Genomic DNA, 13205 nt, shown 5'->3' with positions numbered 1-13205 from the left:
GAGATCAACGCGGCTCCTGATGCACCGAAGGGCCCCGCGGGTGCGGGGCCCTTTCCTTGCCGGGCTACTTGCCGGCCTTGTCCTTGTCGAGCTTCTCCACGATGAGCCGGTACAGCTGGCGCGGGCGCCCGGGCTGCAGCGTCCGGTTCGGCGGCAGGGGCCAGGCCAGCCCCTCCTCCACCAGGGTGCGCAGCAGCCGCCGGGCGGTGCGCGGGGTGACCCCCAGCATCCGTCCGGCGTTCTCGGCGTCGACGACCAGCGGCCCGTCCTCCTCGGCGATCCGCTCCGAGAGGCGCATCAGGGTCTCGCGGCCCTTGGTGCGCAGGGGTTCGGGCGTCTGCTGGCGCTGGGGCGCGCGCTGAGCGGGCACCAGCGAGCGGCCCTCCCGGTCCACCGCGAAGCTCTGCCGGGTCGCCTGTGCGCGGCTGAGCGCCGCGCGCGCGTGCGTCTCGGCGTCCTGGGTGGTGCGCCCCATGCCGATGCCCACCTCGATGGCGATGCCCAGCTCGGCCTTGATCCGCTCGACGAACGGGGGCTGGCGGAACCCCTCGGTCGCCGAGACGAGCGAGCCGCGCGTGGCGGTCACCATGAAGGTGTGGTCGTCCACCGGGTGGGCGGTGGCGTTGATCCGGTGCGCCTCCTGCAGCAGCAGCCGGTGCAGGGCCAGGCGGAGCTCGTCGCGCCAGTACCGGGGGGTGGAGCGGCGGCTGGAGTCGCGGAGCGTGGGCACGTCCACGATCACCACGCCCAGCTGCGCCTCCTCCAGCCGGTGGTGGGCGCCGAGCAGGCCGGCGGTCTGCAGGGCGCTGCGCACCCCCGCGTTGGTGGGGCGCAGGCGCATCACGGGGACCCCGATGGCCTCCAGCCGCTCGGCCACCCCGCGCACGCAGGTGATGGCCATGCGGGTGGCCTTGCGCCGCCACAGCCCCTCGTGGAAGGAGGTGAGCTGGGCGGTGCTGGTGAGCTCCTCGTGCACGTGGATGCCGTCGACGGGCAGGTCCACCTCGGAGTAGGCCTCCACGACATCGGCCCGGCTGAGCACGTCCAGGCTGGCCCGGGTGGGGTCGTATCTCTCGTCCAGGGTGCCCCGCAGCAGGGCCTCGTGCAGGCTCGCCCCGCCGAGCGGCACGTAGGTGGCCGGCATGGTCAGCACACCCGCCTTGCGCGCGAACTCGTAGGGGACGGGACTGGCGAACAGATACGCGTCGATCGCCGACCCCAGGCGCAGGACCTTGTCGGTGGCCTCTTGCTCGTCTCGATAGGCGGCGGCGATGAGTCTGGCGTTGAGGGGGCCTGTGGACCCCGGGCCCATCAGCATGACGCGCTCGACGACCTCATGCGGGCCGATGACACCAATAGTCAAATCGCCAGTACGCTGCGCACTCACCTCGGGCTGCTCCCCGCTACCATTCCACGTTCTTCACTATGTGCGCCCACTGGTTCCCGAACCTGTTTCTGTCACGGCATGATTGCCGCGATCGTACCCATTGTGCGGGGCCAATGATGATCGTTTCACGCAGAAGACCGAAAGCCGAGGCGGGAGCGCCGTCGCCGTGCGCCTCCCACCCCGGCCTGAACTGGGGTGACGCGGCCTCAGGCGATGGGCTCGCGCACCACGTCGGCGCCCAAAGCGGCCAGGCGCGACGCGAACTGGGCGTGTCCCCGGTCCACCAGGTACCCCGGCGCCACCACGGTCTCGCCCTGGGCCACCAGCCCGGCCAGCACCAGCGAGGCGCCGGTGCGCAGGTCGTGGGCGACCACCTCGGCGCCGCGCAGCTCGGTGGGGCCGTGCACGATCGCCCGGGTGCCCTCCACCTCGATCTTGGCGCCCATCTTGTTGAGCTCGTCGGCCAGCGCGAAGCGGCCGTCGTAGATGTTCTCGTGCAGGTAGCTCTCGCCCTCGGCCAGGGTGGCCAGCGCCATCAGCGGCGACTGCAGGTCGGTGGCGAAGCCCGGGTAGGGCGAGGTGACCGCGTTGATCGGGCGCAGCGGCACCGAGGGGTCGCGGCGCACGTGCAGCACCGCGCCCTGCTGGGAGAACTCCACGCCCATCTGGTCGAGCTTCCAGCGCGCCACGCCCAGGTGCTCCAGGTTGGCGCCGACCAGGCTGACGTCGCCGCCGGCGGCCGCGGTCGCCATGGCGAACACGCCGGCGTCGATGCGGTCGCTCATGATGGTGTGCTCGACCGCGGTGAGCTCCTCGACGCCCTCCACGGTGATGAACCCGGTGCCGCCGCCGCTGATCTTGGCGCCCATCGCGCGCAGGAACTCGATGACGTCGATGACCTCGGGCTCCAGCGCCGCGTGCTCGATCACCGTGGTGCCGCGGGCGAGCACGGCGGCCATGATGAGGTTCTCGGTGCCGGTGTGCGAGGGCGTGTCCAGGTACAGGTGGCCGCCGCGCAGGTACGGGGAGGTGATGTTGATGTGGTTGCGCTCCTCGTCCTCGACCACCTCGGCGCCCAGGCGGGCGAAGCCGCGGTAGTGGAAGTCGAGTTTGCGGCTGCCCAGGTTGCAGCCGCCGACGCCCTCGATGCGGGCGCGGCCCATGCGGTGCATGAGGGCGGGGACGAACAGCACCGAGCCGCGGAAGCGGGCGGCGATGTCGGCCGGGAGGACGGCGCGCTCCGGGTCGTCCAGGCGGGAGGCGTCGATGACGACCGTCCGCTCGGCCTCGTGGAACTCGACCTTGGCGCCGACGTGCTCGGCCAGCTCCAGGGCGCGCCGCACGTCCTCGATGTTGGGGACGTTGCGCAGGACGGTGCGTCCCTTGCTCGCGAGCAGGGCGGCGCCGATCATCGGCAGCACGGCGTTCTTCGCGCCCTGGATGAACGCCGTCCCGTTGAGGGGACGGCCGCCGCGGACGCGGTAGCGAACCTCCTGGCCCATGCTCATGTGCTCCTTCGTGAGGCGGATGTGAAAGATCTCGACTTCGACGCGCCTACGCGGTGAGACGCGCTCTTTTCCCGGCTCGTTCCCGCCGTTATGCCGCGATCCGGGCGCGGCTAACGCGGTGCGGGTCGGAGGGATCGCATGGACCGGCGGATGTGGGAAGGTCCCATGCGTGCGCCGGCGGCCGCGCCCCGGCAAAGGACGCGTTCCACTGTAAGCGCTTCGCGCGGCTGCCGGTGCCATCGTGTGCGGGATCACGGGCGCGCGGCGGGCTCCCGGCGTGTCGGTCCGGCCGGGAGCCCGCGGACGCTGTCAGCCCACTCGGGCGGGCGATCCCGTGAGGCGCTCGTAGACCTCCAGGTAGCGGTCCCGGGTGCGGGTGACCACGTCCTCCGGCAGCGGCGGGGGCGGCTCCTCCGAGGCCCGGTCCCACCCGGAGGCGGGGGAGGTCAGCCAGTCGCGGATGATCTGCTTGTCGAACGACGGCTGGGGGCGGCCGGGCTCCCACTCGTCGGCCGGCCAGAACCGCGAGGAGTCGGGGGTGAACACCTCGTCGGCCAGCACCAGCGTCCCGTCGGCGTCCCGGCCGAACTCGAACTTGGTGTCGGCCAGCAGGATGCCGCGCTCCTCGGCCAGCTCCCGGCCCCTTCGGTACAGCGCCAGGGTCGCGGAGCGCAGCTCCTCGGCGAGGGCGGCGCCGTGGGCGGCCGCCACCCGCTCGAACGAGACGTTCTCGTCGTGCTCGCCCACCTCGGCCTTGGTGGCCGGGGTGAAGATCGGCTCCTCCAGGCGCGACCCGTCCTGCAGCCCGTCCGGGAGCGGCACGCCGCACACCGTCCCGTCCGCGCGGTACTCGGCCAGGCCGGACCCGGTCAGGTAGCCGCGGGCCACGCACTCCACCGGGACCATGTCCAGGCGGCGGCAGACCAGGGTGCGGCCGCGCCAGTCCTCGGGGGCGCCCGGCGGTGGCGTGTCCGAGAGCACGTGCGCGGGGGCGATGTCGGCCAGCCGGTCGAACCACCACAGCGACAGCGCGGTCAGCAGCCGCCCCTTGTCGGGGATCTCGGTGGGCAGCACCCAGTCGTAGGCCGACACCCGGTCGCTGGCCACCATCACCAGGTCCCCGGAGGCGGTGGCGTACAGGTCGCGCACCTTGCCGGTGTGCAGGTGCGTCAGCCCCGGCACCTCGGCGGGCACGGGCCGCACCGTGAAACCGCTCACGCCAGCTTCTCCAGCCGCTCGAACACGCCCGCCAGGCGCTCGGTGAAGCGCTCGGGGCGGCACACCTCGTCCAGCCGGGCCTCGTCCAGCGCGATGCCGCGCGCGTCGGCCTCCTCGCGCAGGGTCTGCCGGAACGGGGCGCCGGTGTCCCAGGTGCGCATGGCGGCGCTCTGCACGACGGCGTAGACGTCCTCGCGGGACAGGCCGGTCTCGATCAGCTCGGAGACCACCGTGGAGGAGTAGATCAGCCCGTGCGTGGCGTCCAGGTTGACCAGCATCCGGTCGGCGTCCACGACCAGCCCCGTGACCAGCTTCGTGGTCAGGTTGAGCAGGTAGTCGGTGGCGATGGCGGCGTCCGGCAGGCTGATCCGCTCGGTGGAGGAGTGCGAGATGTCGCGCTCGTGCCAGAGCGGGATGCCCTCCATGACCGGGACGATCTGCGCGCGCACGTTGCGCGCCATGCCGCAGATCCGCTCCGACATGATCGGGTTCTTCTTGTGCGGCATGGCGCTGGAGCCCTTCTGGCCCTTGCCGAAGGGCTCCCACAGCTCGCGCACCTCCGTGCGCTGGCCGTGCCGCACCTCCAGGGCGACGGCCTCGCACACGGTCGCCATGATCGCCAGGCAGGACACCCACTCGGAGATGCCGTCGCGCAGCACCACCTGGGTGGACACGTCGGCCGGGCGCAGGCCGAGCTTCCCGGCGACGTAGGCCTCGACCTTGGGGTCGATGTTGGAGTAGGTGCCCACCGGGCCCGAGATCGCCATCACCCCGACCGCCTCGCGCGCGCGGCGCAGGCGGTCCCGGGAGCGCGCCATGCCGAAGGCGAAGTCGGCGACGCGGTGCCCCCACACGTCCGGCTCGCCGTGGATGCCGTGCGTCCGGCCGACGCGCAGCGTGCCGCGGTGCTCCAGGGCGTGGTCGCGCAGCGCCGCCACCAGCGCGTCGGCCTTGGCGAGCAGGATGTCGGTGGCCTCGACGAGCTGGGCGGCCAGCGCGGTGTCGAGCAGGTCGGAGGAGGTCATGCCGAAGTGGACCCACTTGGCGGCCTCGCGGGGCTCGGTGTTGTCGGCCCAGGCGGTGAGGAAGGCGATGACGTCGTGCTGCGTCACCGCCTCGATCTCGGCCACCCGCTCCGGGGTGGGGGGCGGCGCCTGGCGCACCGGCTCGACCGAATCGGCCGGGATGGTGCCCGCCTCGGCGTGGGCCTCCATCACCAGGGTCTCGACCCGGCACCAGAGCTCGTACTTGTGGGCGTCGCTGAAGACGCGCCCGATTTCCGGAAGGGTGTAGCGCTCGATCACGGCTACATTTTCGCAGGCCCCGGGACCTCGGGCGCGCCCAGGGTTGCTCAGGCCCCGCCCGCCCGGGCGGCGGCCTCCTCGGCGATGTCGGTGCGGTGGAAGGAGCCGCGCAGCTCGATCTTGGAGACCGCCTCGTAGGCGTGCCCGCGCGCGGCCGCGAGGGTGTCACCGGTGCCGACGATGTTCAGCACCCGGCCGCCGTTGGACACGATGGTCCGGTCGGGGCCCCAGGCCGTCCCGGCGTGCAGGACGTAGGCGCCGTCCACCGCGTCCGCCTCGGCCAGGCCGCCGACGGTGTCGCCCTTGGCGGGCGAGCCCGGGTAGCCCTCGGAGGCCACCACCACGGTGACCGCGGCCCCGTTGCGCCACTCCAGGGAGGTGATGGCGCCCAGGCCGCCGGTGTCGGCCGCCTGCAGCAGCGTCCCCACGGGGGTGGCCAGGCGGTCCAGCACGACCTGTGCCTCGGGGTCGCCGAAGCGGGCGTTGAACTCCACCACCTTGGGGCCCTCGGAGGTCAGCGCCAGGCCGACATAGAGCAGCCCCTGGTACCGGTGGCCGCGCTTGGCCATCTCCCGGATGGTGGGGCCGACCACCTCGTTCATGACCTGCTCGGTCAGCCCGGCGGGGGCCCAGCCCAGCGGGGCGTAGGCGCCCATGCCGCCGGTGTTGGGGCCGGTGCCGCCCTCGTGCGCGCGCTTGAAGTCCTGGGCGGCGGGCAGCGGGACGGCGTGCACCCCGTCGCTGAGCACGAACAGCGACACCTCGGGGCCGTCCAGGTACTCCTCGACGACGACGCGCCCGCACTCGCGGGCGTGCCGCTCGGCCTCGGCGCGGTCCTCGGTGACCACCACGCCCTTGCCCGCGGCAAGGCCGTCGTCCTTGACCACGTACGGCGGGCCGAAGGCGTCCAGGGCCTCGGCGGCCTGCGCCGGGGTGCGGCAGACCCGCGCCCGCGCGGTGGGCACCCCCGCGGCCTGCATGACCTCCTTGGCGAAGGCCTTGGACCCCTCGATCCGGGCGGCCTCGCGGTCCGGACCGAAGACCGGGATGCCGCGGTCGCGCAGGGCGTCGGCCACCCCGGCCACCAGCGGCGCCTCCGGTCCGATGACCACCAGCTCGGCGCGGATGCGGGCGGCCAGCTCGGTCACGGCCAGGCCGTCCACCGGGTTGATCACGTGGTTGTCGGCCAAGGCCGAGATGCCCGGGTTGCCGGGAGCGCAGTGCAGCTCGGTGACACCCGGGTCGAGGGAGAGGGCTCGGACGAGGGCGTGCTCGCGGCCTCCGCCGCCGAGTACCAGGGCTTTCACGTAACGGACCCTTTGTGTGTCGTGGGGATCGAGGGGACGCGTGCGGGGCGGGTCAGACCAGGGAGCGCAGCTCCAGCGTCTGGTCGCGCCCGGGACCGACGCCGATGGCCGAGATCGGGGCCCCGGACATCTCCTCCAGGGTACGCACGTAGTCCTGGGCGGTCTTGGGAAGTTCCCCGAAGGAGCGCGCCCCGGTGATGTCCTCGCTCCACCCGTCCAGGTACTCGTAGACCGGCACCGCGTGGTGGAAGTCGGTCTGGGTCATCGGGATCTCGTCGTGGCGGACCCCGTCGACGTCGTAGCCCACGCACACGGGGATGCGGTCCAGGCCGGTGAGCACGTCCAGCTTGGTCAGGAAGAAGTCGGTGATGCCGTTGACCCGGGTGGCGTAGCGGGCGATGGGGGCGTCGAACCAGCCGCAGCGGCGGTTGCGCCCGGTGGTCACGCCGAACTCGTGGCCCTGGGTGCGCAGCCAGTCGCCCCACTCGTCGTGCAGCTCGGTGGGGAAGGGGCCCGAGCCCACGCGGGTGGTGTAGGCCTTCAGGATGCCCACCACCTTGGTGATGCGGGTGGGGCCGATGCCCGCCCCCGCGCACGCCCCGCCGGAGGTCGGCGAGGAGGAGGTGACGAAGGGGTAGGTGCCGTGGTCGATGTCGAGCAGGGTGCCCTGGGAGCCCTCCAGGTACACGTTCCTGCCCTCGTCGAGCGCCTTGTTCAGCACCAGGGAGGTGTCGGTGACGTAGGGGCGCAGCCGCTCGGCGTAGCCCAGGTACTCGTCGATGACGCGCTCGGGGTCCATGCCGCGCCGGTTGTAGACCTTGGTGAGGACCTGGTTCTTGTCGTTGAGCGCCAGCTCGACCTTCTTGCGCAGGATCTTGGCGTCGAACATGTCCTGCACGCGCACGCCCTGGCGGGAGATCTTGTCGGCGTAGGTGGGGCCGATGCCGCGCCCGGTGGTGCCGATCCGGCCCTTGCCCAGGAACCGCTCGCTGACCTTGTCGAGCTCCCGGTGGTAGGGCATGATCAGGTGCGCGTTGGCCGAGATCAGCAGGCGCGAGGTGTCCACGCCGCGCTCGTGCAGGCCGCCCAGCTCCTCGAAGAGCACCCCCGGGTCGATGACGACGCCGTTGGCGATGACCGGGACGACGTCCGGCGAGAGGATGCCCGAGGGCAGCAGGTGCAGGGCGTACTTCTGGTCGCCGATGACGACCGTGTGCCCGGCGTTGTTGCCGCCCTGGTAGCGGACCACGTAGTCGACGCGGTCGCCCACCAGGTCGGTGGCCTTGCCCTTGCCCTCGTCGCCCCACTGGGCCCCAACGAGCGTGATCGCCGGCATGCGGGTCTACCCCTTCAATCGTTCGGACCGTTGCCCGGACATGGGTAAGCCCCTGGCGCAAGAAAGCGACAGGGGCCCTTGCGTCTAGAGCGTACACGACCGGGCCGCGCACGTTAAGCACGGAATGCCCGGTCAGTGCCGGTCAGCGCGGGAGATGCGGGCGGGGACGGTGGTCGCTCCGTGACCGCTCGGGACGGCGCGTCAGGGCGGTGCCTCAGGACAGCGCCTCGGCGGCCTCGGCGCTGCTGTCCCGCAGGAACGTGGAGCAGCGCTCCTCCTCCTCGGCCTCCCCGATCTCCCCGGCGGCGTGGGCGAGCGCGTTCAGCGCGCGCAGGAAGCCGCGGTTGGGCTCGTGGTCCCAGGGGACCGGGCCGTGCCCCTTCCAGCCGGCGCGGCGGAGCTGGTCCAGGCCGCGGTGGTAGCCGGTGCGGGCGTAGGCGTAGGCGGTCACCGGGTCCCCGGCCTCCAGCGCGCGCTCGGCGAGCGCGGCCCAGGCGGCCGAGTACGACGGGTTGCGCGCGGCGACCTCGGAGGGGTCGGTGCCGGAGGCCAGCGCCTCGCGCGCCTCGGGCTGGTCGGGGAGGCGGGTGGCCGGCGGCTCCCCGAGGAGATTCGCATGCAGGTCCATGGCCCCATCCTGCCAGGGGGCGCGCGCCCGGCCGACGCGTCCGCCCATGGATGTCAGGCGGCCGGGCGCGCTGCGGCCCCCGAATCCGCTGGGAACCGGGGGCCGGCCCAGGGGCGCACCCCGAGGGGCGCGCTCCCACGGGCAGATTAGTTCATCTTCCGCCCTGCGGACTTCAACTGGCGGCACGCGTCGACGACGCGCTCGGCCATTCCGGCCTCGGCGGCCTTGCCGTAGGAGCGCGGGTCGTACTGCTTCTTGTTGCCGACCTCGCCGTCGACCTTGAGCACGCCCTCGTAGTTGCGCAGCATGTGGTCGGCGATGGGGCGGGTGAAGGCGTACTGGGTGTCGGTGTCGATGTTCATCTTCACCACGCCGTAGTCGATGGCGGCGTGGATCTCCTCCAGGGTGGAGCCGGAGCCGCCGTGGAAGACGAAGTCGAACGGCTTGGTGCGGCCGTACTTGTCGCCGACCGCGTCCTGGGCCTCCTTGAGGACCTCGGGGCGCAGCTTGACATGGCCCGGCTTGTAGACGCCGTGCACGTTGCCGAAGGTGAGGGCGGTCATGTAGTAGCCCTTGTCGCCCAGGCCCAGCGCCTCGGCCGTGCGCAGGGCGTCCTCGGGGGTGGTGTACAGCTTCTCGTTGATCTCGCCGACGATGCCGTCCTCCTCGCCGCCGACAACGCCGACCTCGATCTCCAGGATCGTGCGCGCGGCGTCGGACTTGGCCAGCAGCTCCTCGGCGATCTCGAGGTTCTCCTCCAGCGGCACGGCGGAGCCGTCCCACATGTGGGACTGGAAGAGCGGCTGCTGCCCCTTGGCCACCCGCTCCTCGGACAGCTTCAGCAGGGGGCGGACGAAGGCGTCCAGCTTGTCCTTGGGGCAGTGGTCGGTGTGCAGGGCGATGTTCACCCCGTACTTCTCGGCGACCACGCGGGCGTACTCGGCGAAGGCCACGGAACCGGTGACCATGTCCTTGACGGTCGCGCCGGAGAGGAACTCGGCTCCCCCCGTCGAGATCTGGACGATGCCGTCGCTCTCCGCCTCGGCGAAGCCGCGCAGGGCGGCGTGCAGGGTCTGGCTGGAGGTCACGTTGATCGCGGGGTAAGCGAAGCCCTGGGACTTCGCGCGGCCCAGCATCTCCGTGTAGACCTCCGGGGTCGCGATGGGCATGGTGTGACTCCCTGGTTGGCCTGGAGTGATCCGGTCGCGGCGCCCCCTACTCGCACGGGGGACCCGCGCCCCAGTATCGCGAACGTGGAAAGCCCGCGGAAAGGTCTAGACCAAATGTACGAAATGAGGGGTTGACCGACCTGGTGTCCGGGTCGGGGCCGGAAGCGGCCAGAAGGGGGGAATTCGAGACCCTGTGTAGGGATGCGGTGGCGGTACGTAGGAATTCCGGCGATATTCGCCGCTGCGTCCCCCCGGGTCTCGAATGCCCCGCGTGATTCACGCTACATTCACACCCGTGGGACGACATCGCAACGACCCTCGGGGCATCGGGCAGGTGCTGGGCATCGCCGCCGCGATCGCCGTCTTCGTCGTGCTCGTGGGCCTCGGGGTGTTCTTCCTGTACAACTCGCTGCCGGGGCAGGCGTCCGCGCCCTCCACGGCCACCCCTCCGGCCGCCGCCGAGGAGGCGGGCGAGGCCGACGACAGCGTGCTGTACATCAAGGTCGTGGGCGAGGCCAGCGACGTCCTCGTGCGCGTTCCCGGCGGCGAGGTGCTGACCGACGCCACCATGACCCAGGGGCAGTTCCTCAGCTACGACCACGAGGAGCTGGACGTGACCCTGGGCGACCCGGAGGCCGTGGAGGTGTACGTCAACGGCGAGCTGATGGACCTCTCCGACGCCGGGGAGGACTACTCCTTCGTGGCCGAGGCGGCCTGACTCCGGCGCCCGGCCCCCTGCCGTTTCCCCTCCGCGACCCCCTGAAACCCTCTGTGACCTGGGATTTTTCTGAGGCGGGCAGGCGGCGGCACCCCGATGGCGGTCATTGCTTTCGGTAGTTATCTCCTTACTCTGGGTGATTGTCCGGTGGGCGGGCGCGTCCCCGCACCACGGTCGACGAACCTCGCAAGGAGACACCCATGTCCATTGCACGCAACGCCGGCGCCGCGGCGCTGATCGGCGGGCTCGCCGGTGTGATGCTGCTTCCCCTGCCCGCCTCGGCGGCCGACGACGACCCGCACGAGGTCGAGTACGTCTACCTGGAGAACCGCATCGAGGCCTACGACGACGGGGAGCTCGTCGGCTACGTCGAGGCGCGCGACAAGGAGCACCTCTACGTCAACGACAAGCGGTGCGACGACTACAGCCCGCACGGCGACGTGGACGGGGACGGCGAGGTCAAGGAGTTCTGGGACCCGCGCGGGTGCAGCGTCGAGGAGGGGTGGCTGCACGAGGTGCCGCGCTCGTACCACTTCCGCATGTCCATCGCGGGCGACAACCACTCCGAGTGGCACCCGATCACCTGACCGGGGAGCGGAGTCCGGCCGCGGTCGCGGGGCGCGCGCCCCGCGACCGCGGCGCGCGCTCACACGTCCAGGTCGGACAGCTCGAACACGGCCCGGTACTCCAGGCCCTCGCCGACGACCTTCTCCCGGGCGCCGCGGTCCACGATCACGGCCACGCCGACCACCTCGGCGCCGGCCTCGCGCAGCGCCTCCACCGCGGTCAGCACCGACCCGCCGGTGGTGGAGGTGTCCTCGACCGCGAGCACCCGCCGCCCGGCCACGTCCGGCCCCTCGATCCGGCGCTGCAGCCCGTGCGCCTTCCCGGCCTTGCGCACCACGAACGCGTCCAGGGTGCGCCCCTGCGCCGCCGCCGCGTGCAGCATCGCCGTGCCGACCGGGTCGGCCCCCAGGGTCAGCCCGCCCACGGCCTCGTAGTCCAGGTCGGCGGTGGCCTCCAGCATGGCCCGCCCGACCAGCGGGGCGCTCCGCCCGTCCAGGGTCACCCGGCGCAGGTCGACGTAGTAGTCGGCCTCCTTGCCCGAGGAGAGGGTGACGCGGCCGTGCACCACGGCCTTATCGTTGACCTGTCGCAGCAGTTCTTCGCGGTCGCTCATGCCTCATGAGCCTAGACCGGCCGGATCACCACCCTGAGCAGCGGAGGAAGCATGGATCGGGACGCCGGGCACGTGCGTGTGGAGACCACCGCGGCCGACCGGAAGGGGGCCGAGGAGCTGGCCCGCTCGGTGGTCGAGCACCGGCTGGCCGCCTGCGCCCAGGTGTCCGGGCCGATCACCAGCTTCTTCCGGTGGGAGGACGCGGTCCAGGCCGAGGAGGAGTGGGCCGTGGTCATGAAGACCGCCGCCGACCGCCTCGACGCCCTGACCGCGCACCTCAACGAGGTTCACCCCTACGACGTCCCCGAGATCGTGGCCGTCCCGGTGCAGGGCGGCTCCGCCGACTACCTGGAGTGGGTCACCGACGAGACCCGCCCCGTCCGTTGAGGCCCGGCCGCCCGCTTCTGCTGAGCGCCTGGCCCGGCCTCGCCGAAGCGCTGGAGGAACGCGGCCTGTCGCCCGTCGGCGCCGCCCCCGACCCCGCCGCGGGGCCGCCGTACGCGGCGTCCTACGTCGCGGCCGCCTCCCTGGCCGCCGCCGCGCAGGCGCCGCCCGCGCCACTGATCATCGCGGTCGGCGAGGCGGCGCCCCTGGCCGCGGCCGTCGGCGCCGCCCAGCGCGCGGCACGCCGCCCGCCGTCCGGGTACGTGATCGCCGACGGCCTCATGCCCCAGCCGGGCACCCCCAGCCGCGCCGACCTGCGGCGGGCCCAGAACCCGGACCTCGCGTCGGACCACGACGAGCCGGCGCAGGCCCCCTCCGGCTACGACACCGAGCCCCTCCCCCCGACCCAGGACTGGCCCGACGCGCCCTGCGGGTACCTGTACACGGACACCCGCCACGCCCCCTGCGCCCGCAAGGCCGCCCTCAGAGGCTGGCCGGTAAAGGACGCCAGCGGAACAGTGACCCCGGCCGACCTGGCAGGGGCCCTGCTGTCCCTGATCGAGGAGATGTAGGGGGAGGGCGCTGCTTTTGGGCGGTGTGGTTCCGGTTCCATCCCCGCCGTCCGTGGGTGGGTGGTCATTCTTGCTCGGCGGGCCCGCCCCCGGGCCTGCGGTGGTGCAGGCCGCCGGTCCCGTTGCGGTCCGGGTCGGTGAGCGGCTGAGCAGGTACCCCGCTTCAGGTCCCCGCCCGGGCGGCGGGCCTCCGGAGTGTGAGCGAGATGGCGGCGACGACGAAGGTCCGCGACCCATACGGCAGCGCCGTCGGCTACCCGGCGTGTGCGTGGTCGGCGTGATTGGCGGCGACGAAACAAGCGGGGCGGTTCCCCGGCCCCGCCTGCCGGGCAGCGGGCCTCTCGCGGTCCGGGTCGGCGGGCGGCTGAGCAGGTACCCCGCTTACGGGCCCCGGCCGGGAGGCGGGCCACGGGAGTGTGGGGTGGAGGGCGGCGACGACGAAGGTCGGCGGCCCATCGGGTAGCGCTGTCGGGTGCGGCGCGTGTGCATGGTCA

At 72.5% G+C, this 13205-nt stretch carries 13 protein-coding genes; 4 read left to right on the top strand and 9 right to left on the bottom strand.

Features of this window, described 5'->3' with window-relative positions; genetic code table 11:
• Window positions 1-64: 64 nt before the first annotated feature.
• The 8 genes from O4J56_RS21450 to fbaA form a co-directional block, all read right to left on the bottom strand.
• A complete protein-coding gene (locus O4J56_RS21450; RefSeq protein ID WP_270688135.1) occupies window positions 65-1318 on the bottom strand; it encodes a transcriptional regulator in 1254 nt (417 codons plus the stop codon).
• Between the two features lie 275 nt (window positions 1319-1593).
• Window positions 1594-2895, bottom strand: a complete 1302-nt coding sequence (murA, locus tag O4J56_RS21445) for a UDP-N-acetylglucosamine 1-carboxyvinyltransferase (RefSeq protein WP_270688101.1) — start codon at window positions 2893-2895, stop codon at window positions 1594-1596.
• Between the two features lie 309 nt (window positions 2896-3204).
• The gene (locus O4J56_RS21440) at window positions 3205-4113 is read right to left on the bottom strand and encodes a phosphoribosylaminoimidazolesuccinocarboxamide synthase (RefSeq protein WP_270688099.1); all 909 of its coding nucleotides are present in this window, start codon (window positions 4111-4113) and stop codon (window positions 3205-3207) included.
• Window positions 4110-5417 (bottom strand): adenylosuccinate lyase, encoded by a 1308-nt coding sequence (gene purB / locus O4J56_RS21435; protein ID WP_270688097.1) that lies wholly within the window; start codon window positions 5415-5417, stop codon window positions 4110-4112. Before purB ends, O4J56_RS21440 begins: the two co-directional genes overlap by 4 nt.
• 47 nt (window positions 5418-5464) lie before the next feature.
• On the bottom strand, window positions 5465-6724 hold the full coding sequence (gene purD / locus O4J56_RS21430; RefSeq protein WP_270688094.1) for a phosphoribosylamine--glycine ligase: 1260 nt from the start codon (window positions 6722-6724) through the stop codon (window positions 5465-5467).
• Window positions 6725-6776: 52 nt separating this feature from the next.
• Window positions 6777-8060, bottom strand: a complete 1284-nt coding sequence (locus tag O4J56_RS21425) for an adenylosuccinate synthase (RefSeq protein ID WP_270688093.1) — start codon at window positions 8058-8060, stop codon at window positions 6777-6779.
• 214 nt (window positions 8061-8274) lie between these two features.
• Complete coding sequence (locus O4J56_RS21420; RefSeq protein ID WP_270688091.1) at window positions 8275-8688, bottom strand: DUF3151 domain-containing protein; 414 nt, start codon at window positions 8686-8688, stop codon at window positions 8275-8277.
• Window positions 8689-8834: 146 nt separating this feature from the next.
• Window positions 8835-9857, bottom strand: coding sequence for a class II fructose-bisphosphate aldolase (gene fbaA, locus O4J56_RS21415; protein WP_270688090.1), 1023 nt, complete (start codon window positions 9855-9857; stop codon window positions 8835-8837).
• A gap of 334 nt (window positions 9858-10191) precedes the next feature.
• On the opposite strand from fbaA, the gene O4J56_RS21410 reads away from it, so the two are divergent.
• Both O4J56_RS21410 and O4J56_RS21405 read left to right on the top strand, forming a co-directional pair.
• A complete protein-coding gene (locus tag O4J56_RS21410) occupies window positions 10192-10575 on the top strand; it encodes a RodZ domain-containing protein (protein WP_270688133.1) in 384 nt (127 codons plus the stop codon).
• Between the two features lie 200 nt (window positions 10576-10775).
• Window positions 10776-11162: a hypothetical protein gene (locus O4J56_RS21405; RefSeq protein ID WP_270688088.1), complete on the top strand. Its 387-nt coding sequence runs from the start codon at window positions 10776-10778 to the stop codon at window positions 11160-11162.
• 59 nt (window positions 11163-11221) lie between these two features.
• Here the strand turns inward: O4J56_RS21405 and pyrE are convergent, their stop codons facing one another.
• Window positions 11222-11755 (bottom strand): orotate phosphoribosyltransferase, encoded by a 534-nt coding sequence (gene pyrE, locus O4J56_RS21400; RefSeq protein WP_270688087.1) that lies wholly within the window; start codon window positions 11753-11755, stop codon window positions 11222-11224.
• A 51-nt stretch (window positions 11756-11806) separates the two neighbouring features.
• Between pyrE and cutA the strand changes: the two genes are divergently transcribed.
• Window positions 11807-12142, top strand: a complete 336-nt coding sequence (cutA, locus tag O4J56_RS21395) for a divalent-cation tolerance protein CutA (protein ID WP_270688086.1) — start codon at window positions 11807-11809, stop codon at window positions 12140-12142.
• Complete coding sequence (locus O4J56_RS21390) at window positions 12139-12711, top strand: hypothetical protein (RefSeq protein ID WP_270688085.1); 573 nt, start codon at window positions 12139-12141, stop codon at window positions 12709-12711. The genes cutA and O4J56_RS21390 overlap by 4 nt, the downstream gene beginning before the upstream one ends.
• Window positions 12712-13205 lie beyond the last annotated feature (494 nt).

It is taken from the genome of Nocardiopsis endophytica (assembly GCF_027706725.1).
GTDB lineage: Bacteria > Actinomycetota > Actinomycetes > Streptosporangiales > Streptosporangiaceae > Nocardiopsis_A > Nocardiopsis_A endophytica.
Note: the sequence above shows the minus strand (reverse complement) of the source record. Positions and strands in the feature narration are given on the sequence as shown.